Origin of the sequence: Novosphingobium sp. KACC 22771, from assembly GCF_028736195.1 — a bacterium.
Taxonomy (GTDB): Bacteria; Pseudomonadota; Alphaproteobacteria; order Sphingomonadales; family Sphingomonadaceae; genus Novosphingobium.
Map to the genome: position 1 here is coordinate 412,952 of NZ_CP117881.1, position 25,834 is coordinate 438,785.

Genomic DNA, 25,834 nt, shown 5'->3' on the forward strand with positions numbered 1-25,834 from the left:
GTTAAAACACCTGTCATCGGCCCGTTTCGGGCTTGAAAGGGCGCGGGAGCGGGGGGCTCCTGCGCCCTTTTGCTTAAATTTGGCGCGATTGCCCGAAAAGCCTGCTTGCCTGGGGTGATATACTCAAGTAATACGCTTGCCGCATGATCCGGGAGCAGAACCGGTTCGCAATACTTACAGGGTGGTGAGCGAGATGAATGTCGAGGCCAAGGTGAAGTCTGCCCCAATGGCACCGGCCTATGAAGGCGGCCTTGAGGGCGAGGAGGCCCAGCCCTTCCCGCGCGGCAAGGCGTTGATCGCGGCGGGGGCCGTGCTTCTGGCCGTCGGCGGCATCTGGGCCTATACCCATCGCAATCCCGGCGGCGATGGCGCGCGCGCCAATCAGGCGCCTCTGGTCAGCGTGACTGCCCCCGGCATCACCACCGTTGCCGGAACGATCAATGCCAGCGGCGTGCTGGCCGCGCGCCATGACATGCCCGTGGGCGTGGTGGGCGAAGGCGGCACGGTGGTTCAGGTGCTGGTCGAACCGGGCGCATGGGTCCGGCGCGGGCAATTGCTGGCCGTGATCGACCGTCAGGTGCAGAACCAGCAACAGGCCAGCAGCAACGCCAACATCGGCGTGGCGCAGGCCGATGCGCGCATTGCCCAGGCCAATCTGGACCGCGGGCTCAAACTGGTGGCCAATGGGTTCATTTCCAATGCCGACATCGACAAGCTGACCGCGGTGCGCGATGCGGCCAATGCGCGGGTGCGCGTGGCGCAGGCGCAATTGGGTGAGATGAATGCCAAGATCCGCCGGTTGAACATTGTCGCGCCCGCCGATGGCCTCGTGCTCGACCGCGCGCTGGAGGTGGGTCAGGTGGTCAGCCCCGGCAATGGCGTGCTGTTCCGCATTGCCGACAAGGGCGAGATGGAAATGCGCGCCCGCCTGTCCGAAAGCGATCTGGCGCATCTGGCGCTGGGGCAGGAGGTCAAGGTACGGCCTGTGGGTTCCGAGCGCGACTTTGTTGGCCATGTCTGGCAGATCTCGCCGGTGATCGACCCGGCCACGCGGCAGGGGATCGCCCGCATCGCGCTGCCCTATGACCGCGACATCCGCCCCGGCGGCTTTGCCAGCGCGGAAATCCGCAGCGGCTCGGTCTCGGCGCCCCTGTTGCCCGAATCGGCGCTGCAGGCAGACAGCCAGGGCAGCTATGTCTATGTCGTGACCGGCGACAACAAGGCGGTGCGCCGCCGGGTCAAGGTGGCGATGGTGACCGAAAAGGGCGTGGCCATCGCCTCGGGCCTTTCGGGCGTTGAACGGGTGGTGCTGCGCGCGGGCGCGTTTTTGACCGAGGGCGAAACGGTCAATCCTCGCAGCCAGCCCAAACAGCCGTAAAGGGACCGGAGCGATGAACTTCCGCAATCTTTCGGCTTGGTCGATCCGGCATCCGGTGGTGCCCATCGTCATCTTTGTGGCCATGATGCTGATGGGCATCATCAGCTTTGCCCGGATGGAGATTCAGGACCAGCCCGACATCGAATTCCCCATCGTGGTGGTCTCGATCGCCCAACCCGGCGCGGCCCCCACCGAAATCGAGACGCAGATCACCCAGCGCATCGAAGGCGCGGTGCGCACGATTTCGGGCGTTTCCTCGATCAGTTCGACCGCATCGGAAGGCAGCAGCCAGACGATGGTGGAATTCCAGTTGGGCGAGGACATCAACGCGGCCGTGGCCGAGGTGAAAAACGCGGTCGATCAGGCGCGCGGCAATCTGCCCGACGGCATCCTTGAGCCGCAGGTGTTCAAGGTGAACACTTCGAGCGACCCCATCGCCTATTTCGCCGTGTCGGCCGAAGACATGACGATGGAGCAGCTTTCGTGGTTCATCGACGATACGGTGGCGCGGCGGTTGCTGGGCGTCGAGGGCGTGGCCGAGATTAAGCGCAACGGCGGCGTCAACCGCGAGATCCTCGTGACGCTCGACCCGGCGCGGATGCAGGCTTTCGGCGTCACCGCGCCGCAGGTCAATGCGGCGCTGCGCGCGCTCAATCTGAACGCGGCGGGCGGCAAGGCGGAAATCGGCGGCACGCGCCAATCGGTGCGCGTGCTGGGCAATGCGCAGGATGCCTTTGCGTTAAGCCAGGCCGATATTCCGGTGGCGGGCCGCGTGGTCAAACTGGCCGATATTGCCACGGTGCGCGATGCGTGGGGCGAAATCACCTCGCTGGGCAAGGTCAACGGCAAGCAGGTCGTGACCTTCTCGATCGCGCGCGCGCGCGGGGCCTCGGACGTGTCGGTCTATGACAAGGCGATTGTCGAATTGGACAAGATCGCCAAGGAGCGGCCCGGCGTCCATTTCACCGAATTGTTCAATCAGGTTTCCTATACCAAGAAGCAGTACGAATCCTCGATGGAATCCATGGTCGAGGGCGCCGTTCTGGCGGTGATCGTGGTGTTCTTCTTCCTGCGTGACTGGCGCGCGACGGTGGTTTCGGCCATCGCTATCCCGCTGTCGGCCATTCCGACCTTCTGGTTCATGAAGGTCTGGTTGGGCTTTACGCTCAACACGATGAGCCTGCTGGCGCTGGGCCTTGTCGCGGGCGTGCTGGTGGACGATGCGATTGTGGAGATCGAAAATATCGTCCGGCATATGCGCATGGGCAAAACCGCCTATCAGGCCGCGATTGATGCCGCCGACGAGATCGGTCTGGCGGTGGTGGCGACGACCTGCTCGATTGCGGCGGTGTTTTTGCCGGTCGGGTTGATGCCGGGCGTGTCCGGGGCGTTCTTCAAGAATTTCGGCCTGACGGTGGTGGTTTCGGTGCTGATGTCGCTGGCCGTGGCACGCATGATTACGCCGATGGTGGCGGCCTATTTCCTGAAAAGTCACGGGCATGCCGAACATGGCGGCGGGCGGATGATGGATATCTATCTGCGCGTGCTGCACTGGTCGCTGGATGTGTCGGGCGCGCGGGCGCTGCGGGCGCGGCTGCTGGCGGAAAAGGGGCATTTGTCGTGGCGCGACCATCTGCGCGCCCGTTTGCGCGACCATCGCATCTGGATGATCGGCGTGGCGCTGGGCTGTTTTGCGCTGACCATCGTGCTGTTCATCGCCATGCCCACCGCGATGTTCCCCGACGAGAACAGCGATTTTACCCAATTGCGCATCGAAATGGTCCCCGGCACCACGCTGGCCCAGACCGAGGCGGTGGCCGATCAGGTGGCCAATATCGTCCGCCGTCGGCCCGAGGCTGATCAGGTGCTCGAACGGGTCAATGAAGGCACGGCCCGCGTGATGATCATGCTGAAAAAGGATCGCAAGATCCACACCAAGCAGTTCGAGCGCGAAGTCACCCCAACGGTGCAGGGCATAGCCGATGCGCGCATCACTTTCCAGGCCAGCAACAATGGCGGTTCGTCCACCGGGCGCGGGCTGGAAATCATGCTGTCGAGTTCGGATCCGGTGCTGCTGGAACGCACCGCGGCCCAATTGGTCGAACAGATGAAGGGCGTTCATGACTTGGTCGCCCCGCGCATTTCGGGCGACATGCGCCGCCCCGAAGTGGTGATCGTACCGCATATGGATCTGGCCGCCAGCCTTGGCATCTCGACCTCCTCGCTCAGCCAGGCGATCCGCATCGCCACCATTGGCGAGATCGACCAGAACGCCGCCAAATTCTCGCTGTCCGACCGCCAGGTGCCGATCCGCGTGCGCCTGCCCGAAGAGGCGCGGCGTGATCTGTCGAACATCGCCAATCTGCCGGTGCCCACCGCCTCGGGCGGCTCGGTGCCCTTGAGCCGCGTGGCCGACATCACCTTTGGTTCCGGCCCCTCGACCATCCAGCGCTATAATCAGGAACGCCGCATCTTTGTCGGCGCGGATCTGGCGCCGGGCGTCATCAAGGGCGAGGCGGAAAAGAAGGTGCGCGCGCTGCCCATCATGAAGAACCTGCCCGCAGGCGTGTCGAACACCGCCTATGGCGAGGCCAAATGGCAGCAGGAGATGGTGGTCAATCTGGCGCTGGCGGTGCCGGCGGGGATCGGCCTTGTGTTTGCGGTGCTGGTGCTGCTCTATCACCGGGTCGTCTCGCCGCTGGTCAACATGGCTTCGCTGTTCCTCGCGCCTTTGGGCGGGCTGCTCTTGCTGGCGCTGCTTGATATGCCGATCTCGATGCCGGTCTATATCGGCATCCTGATGCTGTTTGGCATCGTGGCGAAAAACTCGATCCTGCTGATCGACTTTGCCATCGAGGAAATGCAGCGCGGCGCGTCCAAATTCGAGGCGATCATCGAGGCGGGCCACAAGCGCGCCCAGCCCATCGTGATGACGACCGTGGCCATGACGGCGGGGATGATCCCGGCGGCCATGTCCTTGTCGGGCGATGCGGCCTTTCGCGCGCCGATGGGCGTGGTGGTGATCGGCGGGCTGACGCTTTCAACGGTGCTGACGCTGCTGATCGTGCCTGCGGCTTTCTCTCTGGCCGACGGGTTTGAGAAACGGGTCGGCCCGAAATTGCGCCGTGGCCTGCTGACCTATGAACCCGAACATGCCGATCCGGAGTATGGACGTGATGGGCATGCAGGAGTAACCCCGGCCGAGTGAGACAGGAACGCAGTTTATCGCGCTGGGTGGGCAGCGAGAGCGCGGGCGGCAATCAGCGGGCCGCTCGCGTGCGCTGGCTGGCGCATGGGCTGCTGGTGGGTATGGCGGGGCTTTACCTGCTCTCGCGCCATTTCGCGCCGGTGAACCCCGGCTGGGAATGGGTGAAATCCTTTGCCGAGGCGGCGATGGTCGGCGCGCTGGCCGACTGGTTCGCGGTAACGGCGCTGTTTCGCCATCCCATGGGCCTGCCCATTCCGCATACCGCGATCATCCCGGCCAAAAAGGACCAGATTGCCGACAGCATGGCCGGTTTCCTGCGCGCCAATTTCCTCACGCCCCAGGTGGTGGCGCGGCGGTTGTCGGGGCTGGATGTGGCGGGGGCCCTGGGCGGCTTTCTGACCGATCCGCGTGAAGGGGGGGCTGGCGAGCCGCGCCTGCGTCAGGGGGCCGCGGGCCTGCTGGGCGATATGCTGCAATCGCTGCCCGGCGAGCAATTGGGCAATATGCTCAAATCCACGCTGCGCGGCCAATTGGAGCGGCTCGATCTGGCGCCTTTGCTGGGCCAATTGCTGGAAGGGGCGATGGCCGATGGCCGCCATCGCGGCGTGATCGAGGCCATGCTGCGCTGGACGGGAATCACGCTGGAGGCCAATGAGGACATCCTGCGCCGGATGATCCACGAACGCGCGCATACGCTGCTGCGCTGGACCGGGCTGGACGAGACGCTGGCCAACACGATCCTTGATGGGCTGTATAAGCTGCTGGCCGAATGCATCGTCGATCCGCACCACCCGCTGCGGACCAAGCTGGAGGATCTGCTGGCGGGGCTGGCGCATGATCTGCGCCATGATCCGGCGATGCAGGCCAAGGTGGCGCGGATGAAGGCCGAGATGCTGGCCAATCGCGCGATGGGGGCGTGGATCGATGGATTGTGGGAGCGGGCGCGCGGCGCCGCGCTTGAGGCGCTGCGCCATCCGGGCGGTCTGTTGCAGGGGCGGATGGGCGCGGGTCTGGCCGGGTTTGGCGCCGGGCTCCAGACCGATGCGCGCCTGCGCCATCAGGTAAACCGATTCGCGCGCCGTTCGCTGGCCGGCCTTGCGGTGCGGCATGGGGCGGGGATCGTCAAACTGGTGTCGGACACCGTGCGCCGCTGGGATGCGCGTACCGTTTCGGAACGGATTGAAGGCGCGGTGGGGCGCGATCTGCAATTTATCCGTATCAACGGCACGCTGGTAGGTGGAATCGTCGGTTTGCTGCTTCACGCAATTGAGAAGCTATTGTAGGAACGATTCCGCTCGTCATGCGTTGATGACGGCTATCTGTGATGCGCAGATGAGCGGGATTACAGAACTATGATTAATTTTGACTTAAAAGATGTGCAGGCGACGGCGGTGGCCATCAATTGCGATTGTATGGGCGCATGCAATCGTGGTGAAGCTGTTCAGTGCCTTTACTCTAAAACGCTCGACGTGCTCAGCCGCGATGATGAGGATTGGGCGGCGCGGCTGGAATTGCTGCGCCCGTTGGCCATGGTGGCCGGATTTCAGAAAACGCGCGAGGGACAGCAGGAATGTGCGTCCTATGCCGCCCATCTGGCGGCCGATGATGCGCCCGGCGCGCTGGCGGCCTGTCGGCGGTTGATCGAGATGGAGGCCGAGCGGGCCGCAAAATAAACGGCGGAGAACCGGTTCAAGGTCCCCCGCCGCCTCGCCTTAACGCTATCCAGCCCTAACTCTATTCCAGTTCGAGAATGATGTAATCGACTGGCAGGCTCTCGCCCGGCTTGGCGTTGATCTTGCCGATGGTGGCCGATTTTTCGGCGCGCAGGATGTTTTCCATCTTCATCGCCTCGACCACGGCCAGCGGCTGACCCGCTTCGACCTTGTCGCCTTCCTTCACCGCCAGCGAGACCAGCAGGCCCGGCATCGGACAGATCAGGAATTTCGAGAGATCGGGCGGGATCTTTTCGATCATGTGATCGGCCAGCGCGGCCACATGCGCGGGCAGGATATCGACCTTGTGGATCGCGCCGCGGGTGGTCACCTTCAATCCGGTGCGCGTCACCTCGATCTTCAGCCCCAGCACTTCCTCGCCGATTTCGGCCACGATCAGACGGTCGCCCGGCGTGTATTCCATAGCCAGATCGACCTGTGCGCCATTGACGCGCACGCTGTCGGCATCGACGCTGACGGCGAAGGTTTCGCCCGCCAGTTTGACCGACCATTCCGAAGGTGGGGCCAGATTGGCGGCCAATTGCCCATCGACCTGGCGCGCGCGGTCGGCCCGCGCGGTGGCGACAAAGCCCGACACCGCCGCGATATGGCTCAGCGTCGCGCTATCTGTCGCCGCGCCGTGGAAGCCTTCGGGATATTCCTCGGCGATGAAGCCGGTGGTCAGCTCGCCGCTGCGGAAGCGGGGGTGCTGCATGATGGCCGAAACGAAGTCGATGTTGTGGCCCAGCCCCTCGATCTCGAACTGGTCGAGCGCGGCGATCTGCTTGTCGGCGGCCTCGTCGCGCGTCTCGCCCCATGTCACCAGCTTGGCGATCATCGGGTCATAGAACATCGAGACTTCACCGCCTTCATAGACACCGTCATCCACGCGCACGCCGTCAATGCCCCGGCGGCCGTTTTCCGCGCCATCATCGGTCCAGCCCTCCACCGGCGGGCGATAGCGCGAGAGGCGGCCCGTGCTGGGCAGGAAGCCGCGATAGGGATCTTCGGCATAGACGCGGTTTTCAATCGCCCAGCCGTCGATCTTCACATCGTCCTGCGTGATGGCCAGCTTCTCGCCATAGGCCACGCGGATCATCTGTTCGACCAGATCGATGCCGGTGATCGCCTCGGTGACGGGGTGTTCGACCTGAAGGCGGGTGTTCATTTCGAGGAAGTAGAAGCTCTCGCCGCTCTTGTCCGCGCCCGAAACGATCAGTTCGACCGTACCGGCGCTGTAGTAACCCACCGCGCGCGACAGGGCGACGCATTGCTCGCCCATCGCCTTGCGCATCGCAGGCGACACGAAGGGCGAGGGCGCTTCCTCGACCACCTTTTGATGTCGGCGCTGGATCGAGCATTCGCGCTCGTTCAGGTAAAGGATGTTGCCGTGCTTATCGCCCAGGATCTGGATTTCGATATGGCGCGGGTTGAGGATGAATTTCTCGATGAATACGCGATCATCGCCAAAGGAGTTCAACCCCTCGCGCTTGACCGCCGGGAAGCCCTCGCGCACGTCCTGTTCGTTATAGGCAAGGCGCATACCCTTGCCACCGCCGCCCGCGCTGGCCTTCATCATCACCGGATAGCCGATTTCTTCCGAAATCCGCACCGCATGATCGGTGTCCTCGATCTCTCCGACAAAGCCGGGGACGACATTGACGCCCGCCGCCTTGGCCAGTTTCTTCGATTCGATCTTGTCGCCCATCGCGGCAATCGCACCGACAGGCGGGCCGATGAAGGCGATGTTTTCCTTGGCCAAAGCCTCGGCAAAGCTGGTGCGTTCCGACAGGAAGCCATAGCCGGGATGGACCGCCTCGGCGCCGGTCGCCTTGCAGGCCTCGATGATCTTGTCCGCGATCAGATAGGACTGCGCGGCGGGCGAGGGGCCGATATGCACGGCTTCATCGGCCATCTGCACAAAGGGCGCGCGCGCATCGGCATCGGAATAGACCGCCACCGTGGCAATACCCATCCGGCGTGCGGTCTTGATGACGCGGCAAGCGATTTCGCCACGGTTGGCGATGAGGATTTTCTTGAACAAGTCTATTTCCTCTTGAGAATGAGCAAAGCGGCAATGGAAAACAGCGCGACGCAGACCAGATAGGTCGCGATCTGAACTGCCCACTGAAGGTTTTCGGCAGCTTCGATTTCAGCCATGGTCCCTGCTGGCTTGTCGCCAACCAACACCATGCGAACCATCATCGCCACCCATGCAGAGGCTGGAACGGCAATGGCTGTTGCAAAAGTCAGCCCCAACCATTCCAGCAAAAAGCGACGATTCATCCCGCGTCCGCCAGTTCGCTGCCCAGCGGCGGCATATTGTGGCCCAGCAGGCGCAGCATGTCGGCCGCGCAGTCGAGCACGTTTGACCCCGGGCCATAGATGCCCTGCACCCCGGCCTCGCGCAGGAATTCATAGTCCTGCGGCGGGATGACGCCGCCCGCCACGACCTTGATGTCGGGCCGGCCCGCCTCGCGCAGCAAGGCGATCAGTTGCGGGATCAGCGTCTTGTGGCCTGCAGCAAGCGAGGAGGCCCCCACCGCATCAACGCCCTTTTCCAAGGCCAGCGCGCAGGCTTCTTCCGGTGTCTGGAACAGCGGGCCAGAGGTCACATCAAAGCCCATGTCGGTAAAGGCCGAGGCGATCACATTGGCCCCGCGATCATGCCCGTCCTGCCCCATCTTGGCCACCAGCATCCGGGGCTTGCGCTCCAGACGGCGGGAAACGGCCTCGACGCCATCGAGGATCTGCTGATAGCGGTCATCGCCCGCATAGGCCGAGCCATAGACGCCCTTGACCGGGGTGGGCACGGTGCCGTGGCGGCCAAAGACCTCTTCCATCGCGCTGCTGATTTCGCCCAGCGTGGCGCGGTGGCGGGCGGCCTCGACGGCCAGCGCCAGCAGATTGCCGCCTTCGCGCGCGCCCTCGGTAATGGCGCGCAGGGCGGCCTGGCAGGCGGCCTCGTCGCGGGCGGCCTTGACCGCCTTGATCCGGGCGATCTGGGCCTCGCGCACGACATGGTTGTCGATGTCGAGCGTTTCGATCCGGTCTTCGGTGGCCAGACGATATTTGTTGACGCCGACAATGACATCTTCGCCCTTGTCCACGCGGGCCTGACGGGCGGCGGCGGCCTCCTCGATCATCGCCTTGGGCCAACCGGCGGCCACGGCCTTGGCCATGCCGCCTTCGCCTTCCACGCGGTCGATGATGGCTTGGGCTGCATCCACCAACTGCTGGGTCAGCGATTCAATGTAATACGACCCGCCCAGCGGATCGACCACATTGCACATGCCCGTTTCTTCCTGAATCACGATCTGCGTGTTGCGCGCGATGCGGGCGGAAAAATCGGTGGGCAGCGCGATGGCTTCATCGAGCGCATTGGTGTGGAGCGACTGCGTACCGCCCAGCATCGCGGCCATGGCCTCGATCGTGGTGCGGATCACGTTGTTATAGGGGTCCTGCTCCTGCAAGGACACGCCGCTGGTCTGGCAATGGGTGCGCAGCATCTTGCTGCGTTCATCCTTTGCGCCCAGCTTGGTCATCGCCCGGTGCCACAATACGCGCGCGGCGCGCAGCTTGGCGACCTCCATGAAGAAATTCATGCCGATGGCGAAAAAGAACGACAGGCGCCCCGCGAATTTGTCGATGTCGAGGCCCGAGGCCACGCCATATTTCACATATTCGATGCCGTCGGCGATGGTGAAGGCCAGTTCCTGCACCTGCGTCGCGCCGGCCTCCTGCATGTGATAGCCGGAGATCGAAATGCTGTTGAATTTGGGCATATTGGCGGATGTGTAGCCAAAGATGTCCGAAATGATCCGCATGCTGGGTTCGGGCGGATAGATATAGGTGTTGCGGACCATGAACTCCTTGAGGATGTCGTTCTGGATGGTCCCGTCGAGCTTTTCGACCGGCACGCCCTGTTCCTCGCCCGCGACGATGAAGAAGGCGAGGATCGGGATCACCGCGCCGTTCATCGTCATCGACACCGACATTTCGCCAAGGGGAATGCCGTCGAACAGGATCTTCATGTCCTCGACGCTGTCGATGGCCACGCCCGCCTTGCCGACATCGCCCACCACGCGGGGGTGGTCGGAATCATAGCCGCGATGGGTGGCAAGGTCGAAGGCGACCGAGAGGCCCTTTTGCCCCGCCGCCAGATTGCGGCGATAGAAGGCGTTCGATTCCTCGGCGGTGGAAAAGCCTGCGTACTGGCGGATCGTCCAGGGGCGGCCCGCATACATGCTGGCGCGCACGCCGCGCGTGAAGGGCGCGAAGCCGGGCAGGCCGGGGGCCACGCTCACATCATCGGCGGTATAGAGCGGCTTGACGGTGATGCCCTCGGGCGTCTGCCAGTTCAGGTCCTTGCCCTTGACCTCTTTGGCGGCCAGCGCCTGCCAGTTATCAATGCTGCTCATGCGACCTCTCCATGATTTCGGTCAGCTGCCCCAGCATATCCTTGGGGTGCAGGAAGAAGATCGGCGTGCCATGCGCACCGATGCGCGTGGGGCCGAGGATGCGCTTGCCTTGGGCTGTGAACCATTCCCGTGCAGCCTCGATATCCTCCACCTCATAGCAAAGGTGGTGCTGGCCCCCGGCAGGGTTCTTGGCGATGAAGGCTGCGATGGGGCTGGTTTCGCCAAGCGGTTCGATCAGTTCGATCTGCGTGCCGCCATTGGTGCCCAGCGCGCCCGGCTGCTGGGGCGTGTTGACAAAGGCCACCTTCACACCCTGTTCGGGCATGTCGAAAGGCTCGGTGATGAGCGTGGCGCCCATCACATCGCGGTAATAGGCAATGGCATCGGCCATGGAAGGCACAGCCACGCCGACGTGGTTCAAACGTCCGAGTTTCATGGCACCCTCCCCGCTTAGAGCGGAATATTGTCGTGCTTTTTCCAAGGGTTCTCCAGCGCCTTGTTGCGCAATTTGCGCAGGCCCAGAGCGATCCGGCGGCGGGTGGAATGGGGGTGGATCACCTCGTCGATGAAGCCCTTGGATGCCGCCACAAACGGGTTGGCGAAGCGATCCTCATATTCCTTGGTCTTTTCGGCCTGTTCCTCGCCCGACAATCCGCGGAAGATGATTTCCACCGCGCCCTTGGCCCCCATCACCGCGATTTCGGCGGTGGGCCATGCGTAATTGAGATCGCCGCGCAGATGCTTCGACGCCATCACGTCATAGGCCCCGCCATAGGCCTTGCGGGTGATGATGGTGATCTTGGGCACGGTCGCCTCGGCATAGGCAAACAGCAGCTTGGCGCCATGCTTGATGATGCCGTTATGCTCCTGGCTGGTTCCGGGCAGGAAGCCGGGAACGTCAACGAAGGTCAGAATGGGGATGTTGAACGCGTCGCAGAAGCGCACGAAACGCGCTGCCTTCTTGGACGAATTGATATCCAAAACGCCCGCCAGCACCAAAGGCTGATTGGCGACCACGCCCACCGTCTTGCCCTCGATCCGGCCAAAGCCGCAGATGATATTGCCCGCATGGCCCGGCTGGATCTCAAAGAAATCGCCTTCGTCCAGCGTCTTGCGGATCACTTCTTTCATATCATAAGGTTGAGCCGCGCTGGCCGGAATCACCGTATCGAGGCTGTCTTCAAGGCGGTCCCACGGGTCGGCATTGGGGCGCTCGGGCACTTCTTCCTTGTTCGACAGCGGCAGGAAGTCGAAGAATTCGCGCGCTGTCAGCAGCGCCTCGATGTCGTTCTCCAGCGCCAGATCGGCCACGCTGGTCTTGGTGCTATGCGTGATCGCGCCGCCCAGCTCCTCCTGCGTAACAACCTCATTCGTCACGGTCTTGACCACATCGGGGCCGGTGACGAACATATAGGAGCTGTCCTTCACCATGAAGATGAAGTCGGTCATGGCGGGGGAATAGACCGCGCCGCCCGCGCAAGGGCCCATGATCAGCGACAATTGCGGCACCACGCCGCTGGCCAGCACATTGCGCTGGAAAATCTCGGCATAACCGCCAAGCGATGCCACGCCTTCCTGAATGCGCGCGCCGCCCGAATCGTTAAGACCGATGACCGGGGCGCCCACCTTCATCGCCATATCCATGATCTTGCAGATCTTCATCGCATGGCGTTCGGAAACCGCCCCGCCGAACACGGTGAAGTCCTGCGAAAACACGAAGACGAGCCGGCCATTGATCGTGCCGGACCCCGTGACCACGCCGTCGCCGGGGATCGTGTTGTCAGGCATGCCGAAATCGACGCAATTGTGTTCGACATACATGTCGACTTCTTCAAAGCTGCCCTCGTCGAGCAGAACCTTGAGGCGTTCGCGCGCGGTCAGCTTGCCCTTGGCATGCTGGGCATCGATCCGCTTCTGGCCGCCGCCCATCCGGGCAGCCGCCCGCCGCCGCTCCATCTCTGCCACATTCGCGCTCATCGGCTATCCTCTTGCAAAACCACTTAGGGCCGCGATGCGCCATTGCGCTTGACCCGTCCACAGTAATGTTGCAAATTTGCAAAGGATAAATTTGCAAAAATTAGCGAGAGGACAGCATGAAAAGGCGGCTCTATGCGGGGCGGTTCCTCAAGGCCCTGCGCGAGGATCATGGCCTGAAGCAGGGCGCGTTGGCGCAAAGGCTGGGGATCAGCACGCCCTATCTCTCGCAGCTCGAAAATGACACCCGGCCCATGACTTTGGCGCTGGCCGAAAGGGTGCGCGAGATCTTCCCGGTGGATTGGGCCGATATGGCCGAAACCCCGGTCGAACCTATCGTCACCGAATTACTGGAGGCCGCCGCCGATCCGCTTTTGCGCGACGCCTTGCCCGCCGACCAGATCGAGCGCGTGGCCGAACAATTCCCCCAATTCGCCGAACAATTCGCCCATCTCTACCGTCTCCATAAACGCGATTCCCAGCGACTGGCCGCGATGGATGAAGCCTTGGGCGCCGACAGTGTTTCGGGCGGGCGCCTGCCGTGGGAGGAGGTGCGCGACTGGTTCCATCTGGCTGACAATTACGTCCATCTGATCGACTCCAGCGCCGAGGCCATGGCCGGCGCCCTCTCGCGCCATTTGCCCACGCCCGACACCGCGCAATTGACCGCGTGGTTCGAACGCCAGAGCATCACGTTGCGCCATCTGCCCGGCGCGCCGATCCGCCATTATGACGAGGCCCGCCGCGAACTGACGCTGGATGCGGGCCAGCCCCATGAGAGCCTGCGCTTTCAACTGGCCTATCAGCTCTGCGCCATCGCGCTGGCGCAGGAGATTGCCGAGACGGTGGAGAAGGGCGGCATGCGAACGCAAACCGCGCGCAATCTGCTTTCCGTGGGGCTAACCAATTATGCGGCGGGGGCTTTGCTGATGCCCTATCGCCCGTTCCGCGATGCGGCGCGGCGGCTGCGCCATGACATTGACGGGTTGCGCCAGATTTTCGGCACCAGTTTTGAACAGACCTGCCACCGCCTGTCCAACCTGCAAAGACCGCACCAGCGCGGCGTGCCGATCGCCTTTTGCCGCATCGACATGGCGGGTAATATTACGAAACGCCACGCCGCCAACGGGTTGCAATTTGCCCGCTTCGGCGGCGCTTGCCCGCTATGGATCGCACATGAGGCGGTGGCCATCCCTGACCGCATCCATCTGCAAGTGGCCGAGATGCCCGAGGGGCGGCGCTTTGTCTTCCTTGCCAAGGGGCTGGTCAAACCCTCGGACGCCTATTTCCGCCCGCCGCGCCGCTATGCGGTGGTGCTGGGGTGTGAAGTCACGCTGGCCAGCGAGTTCATCTATGCCGACACGCTCAATCTGGAATGCGAGGAGGCGGTGGCGCGGATCGGCATTTCCTGCCGCATCTGTTCGCGCCACGATTGTCATCAACGCGCCTATCCGCCCAATGACAAGGCCATCGACATCACCACGAACCAGCGCGGCTTCATCCCCTATCGGATCATGGATTAATAGGCTGCGGTAAAGCGCGCGCGCGGGTGGTTATGGGCCTCCAGCTCATCCACCATGGCGATGGCATAGTCGGCAAAGCTGATCTTGCTCTCGCCCGCCTCGTCGCTGATCAGCTCGTCCTTGCCGCCGCGATAGGTGCCAAGGCGCGGGCCTTCGAATATGAAGGCGGCGGGCGAGAAGAAGGTCCAGTCAATGTCGGTGACGCCGCGCAGGTCTTCTAGGAAGTTGATGCCGCCCATCGCCGCGCCCTTCCACGCTTCGGGGAAATCCGGCCCGTCGATCAGGCGCTCGCCGGAGGGGAGCTTGAGGCTGGCCGCGCCGCCCGTCACCAGCAGGCGCGCGACGCCCGCCTGACGCAGGGCGGAGAGCAAGGTGTCGGCCGAAATGTCAAAATGCAGCGCGCTGATCACCGCATCGACGCCCGCGATCAGCCCGGCCAGCGCGGAGGGATCGGCAGCATCGCCTTTGACCGCCGTGATGCCGGGGCCGGTGGCGATGGTTTCCGGCTTGCGGGCAATCGCCACCACCTGATGGCCGCGCGCGGCCAGTTCTTTGGTGATTTCAGACCCGGCCCGCCCGCTGGCGCCCAGAACGGCTACTTTCATGATGATGCTCCACTTGGTTTCCAATGGGAACTAAGTGTGCTATGGAAACACATCATGCAAGAGAGCACTTTCCTTTCACCAGCTTACCGCGAGGTAACCACCCTTGATGAGGCCCCGACCGCAGGCGGCGAACGCGGCGATGTCTTTGCCCGCAATTGCCCCACGCGCCAATTGCTCGACCGGGTGGGCGACAAATGGAGCATCCTGCTGCTCGGCATGCTGGGCGAGGGGGATATGCGGTTCAGCGCGCTCAAGCGGCGGGTCGATGGCATTTCGCAAAAGATGCTGGCGCAGACGCTGCGCACGCTCGAGCGCGACGGGCTGATATCCCGCCATGTCGAACCCACCGTGCCGGTCAGCGTGACCTATGCGATCACCCCGCTGGGTCAGGAATTGCTGGTGGCGCTGCAAAGGCTGATCGATTGGGCCGAAACCCGGATGGGCGCGGTGGCCGAGGCCCAGCGCGCCTATGACCGGCGCCAGATGGAATAAAGAAAAGGCCCCGCAGCGCCGATGCGCCGCGGGGCCTTTCTGGGTCATCGAGTCGAAAGGCTTACTTGGCCTTGCTGACTTCGGCGACGATCTTCTTGGCGGCATCGCCCAGATCGTTGGCGGCCACGATGGGCAGACCCGAATTGTTGAGGATTTCCTTGCCCAGTTCCACGTTGGTGCCTTCAAGGCGAACCACCAGCGGAACCGACAGGTTCACTTCCTTGGCCGCGGCAACGATGCCGTTGGCGATGACGTCGCACTTCATGATGCCGCCGAAGATGTTGACGAGGATGCCCTCGACCGCCGCATCGGCCAGAATGATCTTGAACGCCGCCGTCACCTTCTCGGTGGTGGCGCCGCCGCCCACGTCGAGGAAGTTGGCCGGGAAGGCGCCGTTGAGCTTGATGATGTCCATCGTCGCCATGGCCAGGCCCGCGCCGTTCACCATGCAGCCGATGTTGCCGTCGAGCTTGATGTAGGCCAGATCATACTTGCTGGCTTCGATTTCGGCGGGATCTTCCTCGGTTTCGTCGCGCATGGCAAACACGTCGGGGTGACGGAACAGCGCGTTCGAATCGAAGCTCATCTTGGTGTCGAGAACCAGCAGGTTGCCGTTCACGTCTTCAACCAGCGGGTTGATTTCGAGCATTTCGCAATCGAGCGAAACGAAGGCGTCATACAGCTGCTTGGCCAGCACCTGCGCCTGCTTGTTGGTGTCGCCCTTCAGCTTGAGCGCGAAAGCGATCGAGCGGCCGTGGTGCGGCTGGAAGCCCGACGCCGGGTCGATGGCGATCGTGGCGATCTTTTCCGGGGTGTCATGGGCAACGGTTTCGATGTCCATGCCGCCTTCGGTCGAAACGATGAAGGCCACGCGGCCGGTGGCGCGATCGACCAGCAGCGAAATGTAGTATTCCTTGGCGATGTCGACGCCGTCGGTGACATACAGGCGGTTGACCTGCTTGCCCGCTTCGCCGGTCTGCACGGTCACCAGCGTGTTGCCGAGCATTTCCTTGGCGTGCGATTCGACTTCTTCCAGGCTCTTGGCCAGACGGACGCCGCCCTTGGCATCGGCGGGCAGTTCCTTGAACTTGCCCTTGCCGCGGCCACCGGCGTGGATCTGCGACTTCACAACATACAGCGGCCCGGGCAGCTGCTTGGCGCCGGCAACGGCTTCTTCAACCGAAAGGGCCGGATAGCCCGCCGGAATGGCAACGCCGAACTTGGCCAGCAGTTCTTTGCCCTGATACTCATGGACGTTCATCGGTGCTTCTCGCTATGGCAAGCCTTACGGCCCTTTGATTGGCGGCGGGATAAGCACAGGTGATCGGCGATGGGAAGGGAAAGATGTGCTAATCATTCTTAATTGCAAATTTTCCTGCCGGCGCACCGTCTATGCTTGATCGCGTCCGCCTCGAAGCCATTGTCCGCCGCGCCGGAGAGATTGCCCTGTCGCAATGGCCGATCGATAACAAAGCTTTGGAAGTCTATGGAAAAATGGACGGTACGCCGGTCTCTGCGGCCGATCTGGCGGTCGATGCTTTCCTGCGGGCGGAATTGACCCGCCTGCTCCCCTGCGCGGGATGGCTGTCGGAGGAAACCATTGACGCGCCGAATCAGCGTGCGGGCGAACTGGTCTGGCTGGTCGATCCCATCGACGGCACGCGCGATTTCATCCATGGGCGTAAAGGTTGGGCCATCTCGGTCGCGCTGGTCAGCAACCATCGCCCCTTGCTGGCGATGCTGCATGCCCCCGCGCGCGACGAGTTCTGGCAGGCTGAGGCCGGGCAGGGGGCGTTTTGCAATGGGGAGCGACTGACCGCTTCCTCCCGCGCGCAGTTGGCGGGCGCGCGCGTGCCCACCCGCGTTCTGGCGGCCGAGGACGCCGATCTGGAAATGATCGAGCAACCCAATTCGATTGCCCTGCGCATTGCCATGGTTGCCGCCGACCGGGCCGACCTCGTGGCGACCTTGCGCTGGGGCTATGAGTGGGATCTGGCCGCCGCCGCCCTCATCGCGCGCGAGGCGGGCGCCGCGATCAGCGATGCGCGGGGCGGCAAGCTCAATTACAATAAGCTCGATCCGCGCGTGTTCGGCGTGGCGGTATCGGCGCCCGCGATCCATGCCGCTCTGATCGAGCGTCTGGCGGAGCGTGCGCGTCTGCTCTCGCAGCGGCCATAAGCGCCCATGAAAAAAGGCGGCCCGTTGCCGGACCGCCCCTTTTCGCCATTCCTGAAACGATTAACGCTTCGAGAACTGGAAGCTGCGGCGAGCCTTGGCGCGGCCGTACTTCTTACGTTCAACGACGCGCGGGTCGCGGGTCAGGAAGCCTGCAGCCTTGACGGCGCCGCGCAGGGCGGGCTCGAACTTGGCCAGAGCCTGGGCGATACCGTGCTTGACAGCGCCGGCCTGACCCGAGAGACCGCCACCCTTGACGGTGCAGACCACGTCATACTGGCCCGAACGGTCAGCCACGCCGAAGGGCTGGTTGATCACGAGACGCAGGGTCGGACGGGCGAAGTAGGTTTCCTGATCGCGACCGTTGACGGTGATCTTGCCGGTGCCGGGCTTGATCCACACGCGGGCCACGGCGTCCTTACGACGACCGGTGGCATACGAACGGCCCTGAGCGTCAACTTCGCGAGCGCGAAGCGGAGCGGCAGGAGCAGCGGCAACCGGAGCGGCGGTGCCGATTTCGGCCAGAGCGGAGAATTCTTCAGACATTACGCACCAACCTTGTTCTTGCGGTTCAGGGCAGCGACGTCCAGCGGCTGAGGCTGGGTGCCGGCGTGCGGGTGCTCGGCACCAGCGTAGAGGTGCAGGGCACGCATCTGCTGACGGCCCAGAGGACCGCGCGGAATCATGCGTTCCACGGCCTTCTCGATCACGCGCTCGGGGAAGCGGCCTTCCAGAACCTTGGCAGCGGTCACTTCCTTGATGCCGCCGGCATAACCGGTGTGCTTGTAGTACACCTTGTTCTTCAGCTTGTTGCCGGTCAGTCGCACCTTGTCGGCGTTGATGACGACGACGTGATCGCCGGTGTCAACGTGGGGCGTAAAGGTGGGCTTGTGCTTGCCGCGCAGCGTGTTGGCGATGATGACGGCAAGACGGCCGAGCACCAGACCTTCGGCATCGATCAGATGCCACTTCTTTTCCACCTCAGCCGGCTTGACCGACCGGGTGACCTTGGTGAGAGCCTTCATGGCTTTGGTTCCCGTATAAATGACGACCCCGCTACGCGGTCGCGGCGGGGGGTGTGGCGGCGCTAATGTTGCAAATGGCCCCAAGAGTCAAGCATTCCGGGCTTTTTAACGCGCGGTAAAATAATACCGTGCCGATTTCATCCTTTCAGCGCCCCCAGCCATGCCATGGTCGCGGGGCCGGAGAGCGGGCATTCCCAGCCCAAAATCGCCGGCTCCTCATAGGGGTGCAGTTCCGCCAGCCGTTCGATACACGTTTCGCGCAGATCGGCATTGGTCTTGAAGATCACCCCGATCTCGCCGCTTTCATGCACTTCGCCCGCCCAGGCATAGACCGATTGCATTGCGGGCAGGATGTTGGCGCAGGCCGCCAATCCCGCCTCAACCAGCACTCGCGCGGCCGCCTTGGCGCTGACCGCATCGGGAAAGGGGCACCAGAGCAGCACGGGGGCAGGCAGCGCACTCATCACCGCCGCTCGCTGCCCAACGCGTGCATGCCCCACACCGTTGCCACCACCAGCAGTGCGCCCACCAGTTGATGCGCGACCGCCAGCGGGATCGACACGCCGCTCATCACCGTGGCGATGCCCAGCAGGATCTGGACGCCAAAGGCGCTGTGGATTGCGATGGAGGGCGCGCGTTGGCCACGCTTTTTCAGGGCCCGGGCCAGCACCACCAATACCGCCACCACCACCCACGCCCACCAGCGGTGCAGGAAATGGACAATCGCCGGATCGCCGGTGATGGCCTGCATAAAGCTCTCGCCGCTTTGAGTCGGGCCGGGCCAGATGTGGCCGTTCATCAGCGGCCATTCGTCGGTCACATGGCCTGCGCGCAGACCCGCTGTGAACGCGCCCCAGATCAATTGCACCGCCAGCACGGCTCCGGCCAGCATCGCCAGCGGCGTCAGCCGGCTGCGCGCCTCGCCCCGGGCCAGAGCGCGCAGATCAAGCGCCGTCCACACCAGCCCCGCCAGCGTGAAAAGCGCCACGCCCAGATGGGTGGCCAACCGCAGGTGGCTGACCTTCACATCATGGGCGATGCCCGATTTGACCATCCACCAGCCGACGGCCCCTTGCAACGCGCCCAGCGCCAGCAGCGCGACCAACCGTAGGTGATAGCCAGCCGGGATCTGGCGCCGGATCCAGAAAATCACCAAGGGCAGCGCAAACACCAGCCCGATCCCGCGCGCCAGCAGGCGATGTACCCATTCCCAAAAGAAGATCATCTTATAGGTGGCCAGCGTCATGCCCGCCGGGCCGTTGATCAATATATATTGCGGGGTGGCGCGATATTTGGCGAATTCGGCCTCCCATGCCGCCTGGGTCAAGGGGGGCAAAGCGCCGCTGACCGGCTTCCATTCGGTGATCGAGACGCCCGATTCGGTCAGCCGCGTGATCCCGCCCACCACCACAATGCCCGCCACCAGCGCGGCCACGGCCCATAGCCAACGCGCCACTAGCAAAGGGCGGGCGGCAGAAGCGGGGTTTGTGACGGTGTGCTGCATGATGAAAGCCGTAGTCCTGCAAAGGGGCATTTGGGGTGCGCCCGGGGGTTTCTGATTCAATGAATGTCAACCGATCGCAAGACATATCATCGGGCAGGCGGGCGATTATTATCTGCACCTGCGGGGTTGAAATCATGCAGGCCCTTGCCACATGATACATTATCACATATCGGAGCTTTCATGTTGACCCCCGCCCTTGCCCTGATTCGCGCCCGGCTCGACCGGCTTGGCGTGGCGCTTTCGGCGCTTTGTCTGGTCCATTGCGTTTCGGGCGTGGTGCTGGTGGGCCTGCTGGGCGTGGGGGGCGGTGTGCTGCTCGACCCGCATGTGCATGAATATGGGCTGATGCTGGCCATTGCCATCGGCGCGCTGGGGCTGGGCTTTGGACTGGCGCGGCATGGGCGGCGCGAACCGCTGGTGCTGGGCTCTATCGGGTTGGTGCTGATGGCGGGCGGGCTGGCCGTGCCGCACGGGCTGCCGGAAATCGCGATGACCATTCCGGGCGTCATTCTTCTTGCCTTTGCCCACATCCGGAACTTGCGCCACGCGGCCTGACGCGCAATAGCGCGAGGCATGAGCGAAACGATCTCCCTGACAGTGAATGGCGAGCCGCGCCGGATTGCCCATGGCGCCAGCGTGGCCGACCTTGTGGCCGACATCGGCCTTGAGCCCACCAAGGTGGCGGTGGAGCGCAATGCGATCATCGTGCCCCGCAGCACGCTGGCCGATGTGGCGCTGGCCGATGGCGATGTTCTGGAGATCGTGCATTTTGTAGGGGGTGGTGACGTGAGCGCAGAGGATACTTGGACCGTTGCGGGGCGCACTTTCCGCTCGCGCCTGATCGTGGGCACCGGCAAGTACAAGGATTTCGCCCAGAACGCCGCCGCGCTGGAGGCGTCGGGCGCGGAAATCGTGACGGTGGCGGTGCGCCGTGTCAACGTGTCGGACCCCAAGGCGCCGATGCTGACCGACTTCATCGACCCCAAGAAGGTCACCTATCTGCCCAACACCGCCGGTTGCTTTACGGCTGAGGACGCGATCCGCACGCTGCGCCTTGCGCGGGAAGCGGGCGGCTGGGATCTGGTCAAGCTCGAAGTGCTGGGCGAGGCGCGCACGCTCTATCCCGACATGCGCGAAACGCTGCGCGCCACCGAGGTGCTGGCCAAGGAGGGCTTCCTGCCCATGGTCTATTGCGTGGATGATCCCATCGCGGCCAAACAGTTGGAAGAAGCGGGCGCGGTGGCCGTGATGCCGCTGGGCGCGCCGATCGGTTCGGGGCTGGGCATTCAGAATAAAGTTACGATTCGTCTGATCGTCGAGGGCGCCAAGGTGCCCGTATTGGTTGACGCCGGGGTGGGCACCGCATCGGATGCGGCCGTGGCCATGGAACTGGGCGTGGACGGGGTGTTGATGAACACCGCCATTGCCGAGGCCAAGGACCCTATCCGTATGGCAAAGGCCATGAAATTGGCCGTTGAGGGCGGGCGCGAGGCCTATTTGGCCGGCCGCATGGCCACGCGCAAATATGCCGATCCCAGCAGCCCGCTGGCGGGCATGATCTGAACAAATTCTGCGGTGGGCTTAATATGGCCCACCTAGGAATTGTTGAGGATGGTTAACGGCTTTTCAAGACGTTGAAGGCATTGTGATCACGAGGCCGGAATAGTCCGCGCCGAGGGATCACGAAGATGGCCAACACCGGAACCGCAACGCTCGCCATTGCCGAACTGCGCGAATTCGCCAGTTTCTCGCCTTGCGAACAGCGTTACATCAAGCGCAGCCTTGATGTGGGGCTGGGGCGTCAGGATGCCTTCAAGCTCTGGGCGCGCGATGCGGCCGAGAGCGCCAGCATCCGCAGCCAGTATGTCATCTATCAGGAGCTGAAGACGCTCCGCGGTGAAAAGCCCAGCGAATCCTCGCTCGACGCGGTGGAAAACTTCCTGGGCAAGCTGGTCCGCCTGACCGCCTTCGATCTGGCGCAGGAAAAGCTTACGGGCTTTACCGCCTATCGTTTCCTTTATGAGCGCCTGCTGGGAGCCGATGTGCGCCCCTGGCTGCCCTCGGCCTTTTGCGCGGCGGCGGCTCTGCCCCAGATCCGCCCCGAGCGGCGCAAGAAATTGCTCCAGTCGATCAGCGAGGCCGCGGCCACCGCGCCGGGCTGGTCGATGCGCGAACCGGCTTTTTACCCCGAATGGGTGGATAAGGAAGCCGCCTGAAATCCTCAAATACGCAGGGAAAAGGCGCGCAGGGTGGGGGCCCTGCGCGCCTTTCTCTTTGCCCGCGCCGCGCCGGATACGTTTTTCCGCTGCCCGCCGGGCACGTTTTACCGTTGCGCGCCGGGCGCGGTGGCGCGAAACATAAAAAAGCGCGGGAAGGATACCCTCCCGCGCCCCTGTTCAATCATGTGCCGCGATCAGGCCAGCGCCGGTTCGCCCAGCAGCTTGCGCGCCATTTCGCGCACTTCGGCGCCCATGTCCTCGCGCTCCAGCGCCAGAGCCAGCGTCGCCTCGACAAAGCCGACCTTCGAGCCGCAGTCATAGCGCTTGCCTTCAAAGGTCACGGCATGGAACGGCTGTTGGCCGATCATCTGCGCCATGGCGTCGGTCAACTGAATTTCGCCGCCCGCGCCCTTGCCCTGCGTGGCCAGCACGTCCATCACCTCGGGCTGAAGGATATAGCGGCCCGAAATGATCAGGTTCGAAGGCGCGGCCTCCACCTTGGGCTTTTCGACCAGGCCGGTCACCTCGGTCAAATTGCCTTCCGATTTGCCCGGCGCGATCACGCCATAGGACGACACTTCCTCACGCGGCACTTCGAGCACCGAGATCAGGTTGCCGCCGGTCTGGTTATAGGCCTCGACCATCTGCTTGAGGCAGCCCGTCTTGCCGACCATCAATTCATCCGGCAGGATGATGGCGAAAGGTTCATCGCCCACGATCGCGCGCGCGCACCAGATCGCATGGCCCAGGCCCATCGGCACCTGCTGGCGCACGGTGACCAGATTGCCCGGCTTGATGCGGGTGGGTTCGAGCACGTCGAGCGACTTGCCGCGCTCCTTCATCGTCGCTTCGAGTTCGAAGGCGGTGTCGAAATGTTCGACGATGGCGGTCTTGCCGCGGCCGGTAACGAAAATGATCTCTTCAATACCGGCTTCGCGGGCTTCATCCACGGCGTATTGAATCAACGGGCGGTCAACGATCGGCAGCATTTCCTTGGGAATAGCCTTGGTGGCGGGCAAGAAGCGCGTCCCAAGGCCAGCAACTGGAAATACCGCCTTGCGGACGGGTTTGATTTCACGCGAATGTATCATGATCTCTCGCTTTCGTTCCCGACATCTTAGCCGAATTAGCTGTAGTTTTACCTAAATTACAAGTTCTACGACTTGGTTAATTTTTTCGACCTGTCCATGCGCAATCCGCCCCCGGCCCTTTCCAGACCGCCCCCAGCCTTTCACAATCCGCCCATTGCCGACAGCACAAATGGCTCCTAAACGGTGGGGATGGACAAAATCATCATTCGCGGTGGCAAGCGACTTTCCGGAGCCATTCCGGTGTCGGGAGCCAAGAATTCGGCCCTCACCCTGCTGCCTTGCGCGCTGCTGACCGAGGAACCCCTGACCCTGCGCAATCTGCCGCGTCTGGCAGACGTGGATGGATTTCAGCATTTGCTGAACCAGTTCGGCGTTTCTACGTCGATCGCCGGGACAAGGCCAGAAGATTTTGGTCGAGTTATGACCCTTCAGGCTACTCGTTTGACCAGCACGACGGCGCCCTATGAACTGGTGCGCAAAATGCGTGCCTCTATTCTGGTGCTTGGCCCGCTGCTGGCCCGCGCGGGCGAGGCAACGGTGTCGCTGCCGGGTGGCTGTGCGATCGGCAATCGCCCGATCGACTTGCATTTGAAGGCGTTGGAAGCCTTTGGCGCGACCATTGAATTGACCTCGGGCTATGTTCGCGCGGTGGCCCCCGATGGCGGTTTGCCCGGTGGGCGCTATGCCTTCCCGGTGGTGTCGGTGGGCGCAACGGAAAATGCGTTGATGGCGGCCAGCATGGCCAACGGTACCTGCCGCCTGCACAATGCGGCGCGCGAGCCGGAAATTGTCGATCTTTGCAACCTCTTGGTGGCGATGGGCGCCCAGATCGAGGGCATCGGCACTTCGGAGCTAACCATTCATGGGGTTAAGCGCCTTCACGGTGCAACCTATCAGGTCATGCCGGATCGAATCGAAGCCGGTTCCTATGCCTGCGCCGCCGCCATCACCGGTGGCGAGGTCGAATTGCTGGGCGCGCGCGCCGACGAAATGGACGCCACGCTGGCCGCCTTGCGCGAGGCGGGGGTCCATGTCGAACCGCGCAAGGACAGCATCTTCGTGGCCGCCAACGGCCCGATCCGCCCTGTCACCGTCGAGACAGCGCCCTATCCCGGTTTCGCCACGGATATGCAGGCCCAGTTGATGGCCATGCTGACCCGCGCGGAGGGGACCAGCGTGCTGACCGAAACCATCTTTGAAAACCGCTATATGCACGTGCCGGAATTGACGCGCATGGGCGCCCGGATCGAGACCAAGGGGCGCGTTGCCATCGTGCATGGCGTCCCGCGTTTGACCGGGGCCGAGGTGATGGCGACCGATCTTCGCGCATCAATGAGCCTGGTGATTGCCGGATTGGCGGCCGAAGGTGAAACTACGGTTCACCGCCTCTATCATCTTGATCGCGGTTATGAGCGGCTGGAAGAGAAATTCGCTTTGCTGGGCGCGGATATCGAGCGCGTCGGCAGCGATTGACGGAACGACCCGGCGGCCGCAAAGACCGCCGGGTCAAAGCCATTAACGGCGCACCTCGACATAACGGCAGCGCTTTTTCGCGGTGATCGTCCGGTCAATCGCACGGCCCGCAAAGGCGCCGCCCACCGCGCCTGCCACCAGACCCACCGGACCGCCCAGCGCAGCATGGCCCACCAGCGCGCCGCCTGCGCCACCGGCGATCAGACCCGCTGTGCCGCTCGACTTGCGGCAGACCTTGACCACGCGCTTGGCGGGGCGGGCTTCAGCCATTGCCGGCACGGCCACCACCGCCAGAGCCGAAGACATGGCGATCAACTTAACAAAATTGGGCATTGGGCATCTCCTGTTTAGACTTGGCTGGGGCCATAAAGCACCAACCGAGTTCAACTTAAGATGAACGGTTTTTGCGACGAACTGTTCCTGATGGTTTACGCTTTCGCCCGCATATAGCCACTGCAACATGGTTTGCTGCATTCCCGCCGGTTGTCTTCAAAGCCCGGCAGATCCAAAGCGAACCGACCATATTCTTGACAAGCATCGCTTCGTTGTCGAAGCGCAGCCTGTGGTTAATCACCGCTGCTTCGGTCGATGTCGGGGTGTGCATTTACTGCGACGAAAGGCTGCGCAACCAGCCAGATTCTTACCGCCCCGGCCAGGCCGGGAGGCGTTTCACAGGCAATTCTCTCCGCATCGATTCGCGCCACCAACGCATTGACCGAGACCCCCTCCCGCATCGCCGCATCACGCAGCATGTTCCAGAACAAGGGCTCAAGGCTGATCGAGGTCTTATGTCCGGCGATTTCAACTGAGCGTTTGACGGGGGGGTGGTAGGGTGTCGGCATAAGGAGAGTGTAGTGGCAGGTGACGGGAAGCGATAGCGGCTTGAGTGGGCGTTGTATGCCTCCGGCGGGCAAAGGGCGGGGGGCCTTTGCAATCCCGCTATGGGGTGGCGCTTGGTTGTCAAGGTGGCGGTAGGAGGTTGAAAGCCTGCGGCGCTAGATGATCGGCGCAGCAGGCTTTATCAATTCAGCCAT

General features: G+C 63.1%; 25 protein-coding genes. 11 read left to right on the plus strand and 14 right to left on the minus strand.

All coding sequences use genetic code 11. The features are described 5' to 3' along the window. The first annotated feature begins 193 nt into the window (after nt 1-193). The 4 genes from PQ467_RS01915 (at nt 194) to PQ467_RS01930 (ending at nt 6,259) form a co-directional block, all read left to right on the plus strand. The gene (locus tag PQ467_RS01915) at nt 194-1,378 is read left to right on the plus strand and encodes an efflux RND transporter periplasmic adaptor subunit (RefSeq protein ID WP_274176065.1); all 1,185 of its coding nucleotides are present in this window, start codon (nt 194-196) and stop codon (nt 1,376-1,378) included. 13 nt (nt 1,379-1,391) lie between these two features. Next, on the plus strand, nt 1,392-4,586 hold the full coding sequence (locus PQ467_RS01920) for an efflux RND transporter permease subunit (RefSeq protein ID WP_274174883.1): 3,195 nt from the start codon (nt 1,392-1,394) through the stop codon (nt 4,584-4,586). A gap of 101 nt (nt 4,587-4,687) precedes the next feature. Continuing rightward, nucleotides 4,688-5,869, plus strand: coding sequence for a DUF445 domain-containing protein (locus tag PQ467_RS01925; RefSeq protein ID WP_274176066.1), 1,182 nt, complete (start codon nt 4,688-4,690; stop codon nt 5,867-5,869). A 186-nt stretch (nt 5,870-6,055) separates the two neighbouring features. Continuing rightward, the gene (locus PQ467_RS01930) at nt 6,056-6,259 is read left to right on the plus strand and encodes a hypothetical protein (protein WP_274174884.1); all 204 of its coding nucleotides are present in this window, start codon (nt 6,056-6,058) and stop codon (nt 6,257-6,259) included. 61 nt (nt 6,260-6,320) lie between these two features. Here PQ467_RS01930 and PQ467_RS01935 read toward each other — a convergent pair whose 3' ends face one another. The 5 genes from PQ467_RS01935 to PQ467_RS01955 are packed head-to-tail and all read right to left on the minus strand — an operon-like array spanning nt 6,321 to nt 12,696. After that, nucleotides 6,321-8,342, minus strand: a complete 2,022-nt coding sequence (locus PQ467_RS01935) for an acetyl-CoA carboxylase biotin carboxylase subunit (RefSeq protein WP_274174885.1) — start codon at nt 8,340-8,342, stop codon at nt 6,321-6,323. A 2-nt stretch (nt 8,343-8,344) separates the two neighbouring features. Beyond that, nucleotides 8,345-8,584 (minus strand): hypothetical protein, encoded by a 240-nt coding sequence (locus tag PQ467_RS01940; protein WP_274174886.1) that lies wholly within the window; start codon nt 8,582-8,584, stop codon nt 8,345-8,347. Next, nucleotides 8,581-10,719: a methylmalonyl-CoA mutase gene (scpA, locus tag PQ467_RS01945; protein ID WP_274174887.1), complete on the minus strand. Its 2,139-nt coding sequence runs from the start codon at nt 10,717-10,719 to the stop codon at nt 8,581-8,583. Before scpA ends, PQ467_RS01940 begins: the two co-directional genes overlap by 4 nt. Beyond that, complete coding sequence (gene mce / locus PQ467_RS01950; protein ID WP_274174888.1) at nt 10,706-11,155, minus strand: methylmalonyl-CoA epimerase; 450 nt, start codon at nt 11,153-11,155, stop codon at nt 10,706-10,708. Before mce ends, scpA begins: the two co-directional genes overlap by 14 nt. Nucleotides 11,156-11,169: 14 nt before the next feature. Then, the gene (locus PQ467_RS01955) at nt 11,170-12,696 is read right to left on the minus strand and encodes an acyl-CoA carboxylase subunit beta (protein ID WP_274174889.1); all 1,527 of its coding nucleotides are present in this window, start codon (nt 12,694-12,696) and stop codon (nt 11,170-11,172) included. Between the two features lie 116 nt (nt 12,697-12,812). On the opposite strand from PQ467_RS01955, the gene PQ467_RS01960 reads away from it, so the two are divergent. Continuing rightward, entirely contained in the window at nt 12,813-14,216 is a 1,404-nt protein-coding gene (locus PQ467_RS01960; RefSeq protein ID WP_274174890.1) for a helix-turn-helix domain-containing protein, read from the plus strand. Here PQ467_RS01960 and PQ467_RS01965 read toward each other — a convergent pair. Further along, the gene (locus PQ467_RS01965) at nt 14,213-14,821 is read right to left on the minus strand and encodes an NAD(P)-dependent oxidoreductase (protein ID WP_274174891.1); all 609 of its coding nucleotides are present in this window, start codon (nt 14,819-14,821) and stop codon (nt 14,213-14,215) included. The genes PQ467_RS01960 and PQ467_RS01965 overlap by 4 nt on opposite strands. A 54-nt stretch (nt 14,822-14,875) precedes the next feature. Between PQ467_RS01965 and PQ467_RS01970 the strand changes: the two genes are divergently transcribed. Then, nucleotides 14,876-15,313, plus strand: a complete 438-nt coding sequence (locus PQ467_RS01970; protein ID WP_274174892.1) for a winged helix-turn-helix transcriptional regulator — start codon at nt 14,876-14,878, stop codon at nt 15,311-15,313. Between the two features lie 61 nt (nt 15,314-15,374). On the opposite strand, the gene sucC is transcribed toward PQ467_RS01970, so the two are convergent. Further along, nucleotides 15,375-16,574 (minus strand): ADP-forming succinate--CoA ligase subunit beta, encoded by a 1,200-nt coding sequence (gene sucC / locus PQ467_RS01975; protein WP_274174893.1) that lies wholly within the window; start codon nt 16,572-16,574, stop codon nt 15,375-15,377. A gap of 131 nt (nt 16,575-16,705) precedes the next feature. Here sucC and PQ467_RS01980 point away from each other — a divergent pair, with 131 nt between their 5' ends. Continuing rightward, entirely contained in the window at nt 16,706-17,491 is a 786-nt protein-coding gene (locus PQ467_RS01980) for a 3'(2'),5'-bisphosphate nucleotidase CysQ (RefSeq protein ID WP_274174894.1), read from the plus strand. 60 nt (nt 17,492-17,551) lie between these two features. Here PQ467_RS01980 and rpsI read toward each other — a convergent pair whose 3' ends face one another. The 4 genes from rpsI to PQ467_RS02000 all read right to left on the minus strand — a co-directional run bounded on the left by rpsI (nt 17,552) and on the right by PQ467_RS02000 (nt 20,017). Next, complete coding sequence (rpsI, locus tag PQ467_RS01985) at nt 17,552-18,034, minus strand: 30S ribosomal protein S9 (RefSeq protein WP_168603341.1); 483 nt, start codon at nt 18,032-18,034, stop codon at nt 17,552-17,554. Beyond that, nucleotides 18,034-18,513, minus strand: a complete 480-nt coding sequence (gene rplM, locus PQ467_RS01990) for a 50S ribosomal protein L13 (RefSeq protein ID WP_168603342.1) — start codon at nt 18,511-18,513, stop codon at nt 18,034-18,036. The genes rpsI and rplM overlap by 1 nt, the downstream gene beginning before the upstream one ends. Before the next feature lie 137 nt (nt 18,514-18,650). Further along, on the minus strand, nt 18,651-18,977 hold the full coding sequence (gene cutA / locus PQ467_RS01995; protein WP_274174895.1) for a divalent-cation tolerance protein CutA: 327 nt from the start codon (nt 18,975-18,977) through the stop codon (nt 18,651-18,653). Continuing rightward, complete coding sequence (locus tag PQ467_RS02000) at nt 18,977-20,017, minus strand: COX15/CtaA family protein (protein WP_274174896.1); 1,041 nt, start codon at nt 20,015-20,017, stop codon at nt 18,977-18,979. The genes cutA and PQ467_RS02000 overlap by 1 nt, the downstream gene beginning before the upstream one ends. 180 nt (nt 20,018-20,197) lie before the next feature. Here PQ467_RS02000 and PQ467_RS02005 point away from each other — a divergent pair, with 180 nt between their 5' ends. The 3 genes from PQ467_RS02005 (at nt 20,198) to PQ467_RS02015 (ending at nt 22,233) form a co-directional block, all read left to right on the plus strand. Further along, nucleotides 20,198-20,572: a MerC domain-containing protein gene (locus PQ467_RS02005; RefSeq protein WP_274174897.1), complete on the plus strand. Its 375-nt coding sequence runs from the start codon at nt 20,198-20,200 to the stop codon at nt 20,570-20,572. A gap of 18 nt (nt 20,573-20,590) precedes the next feature. Next, nucleotides 20,591-21,580 (plus strand): sulfur carrier protein ThiS, encoded by a 990-nt coding sequence (gene thiS / locus PQ467_RS02010; protein WP_274174898.1) that lies wholly within the window; start codon nt 20,591-20,593, stop codon nt 21,578-21,580. A 125-nt stretch (nt 21,581-21,705) separates the two neighbouring features. Further along, nucleotides 21,706-22,233: a hypothetical protein gene (locus tag PQ467_RS02015; RefSeq protein ID WP_274174899.1), complete on the plus strand. Its 528-nt coding sequence runs from the start codon at nt 21,706-21,708 to the stop codon at nt 22,231-22,233. Between the two features lie 197 nt (nt 22,234-22,430). Here PQ467_RS02015 and galU read toward each other — a convergent pair whose 3' ends face one another. After that, nucleotides 22,431-23,327 (minus strand): UTP--glucose-1-phosphate uridylyltransferase GalU, encoded by an 897-nt coding sequence (gene galU / locus PQ467_RS02020; protein ID WP_274174900.1) that lies wholly within the window; start codon nt 23,325-23,327, stop codon nt 22,431-22,433. 189 nt (nt 23,328-23,516) lie between these two features. Here galU and murA point away from each other — a divergent pair, with 189 nt between their 5' ends. Continuing rightward, complete coding sequence (gene murA, locus PQ467_RS02025; RefSeq protein ID WP_274176067.1) at nt 23,517-24,800, plus strand: UDP-N-acetylglucosamine 1-carboxyvinyltransferase; 1,284 nt, start codon at nt 23,517-23,519, stop codon at nt 24,798-24,800. A gap of 42 nt (nt 24,801-24,842) precedes the next feature. Here murA and PQ467_RS02030 read toward each other — a convergent pair whose 3' ends face one another. After that, on the minus strand, nt 24,843-25,133 hold the full coding sequence (locus PQ467_RS02030) for a hypothetical protein (protein WP_274174901.1): 291 nt from the start codon (nt 25,131-25,133) through the stop codon (nt 24,843-24,845). Between the two features lie 233 nt (nt 25,134-25,366). Next, nucleotides 25,367-25,642 (minus strand): ribbon-helix-helix domain-containing protein, encoded by a 276-nt coding sequence (locus tag PQ467_RS02035; protein ID WP_274174902.1) that lies wholly within the window; start codon nt 25,640-25,642, stop codon nt 25,367-25,369. Nucleotides 25,643-25,834: the final 192 nt, after the last annotated feature.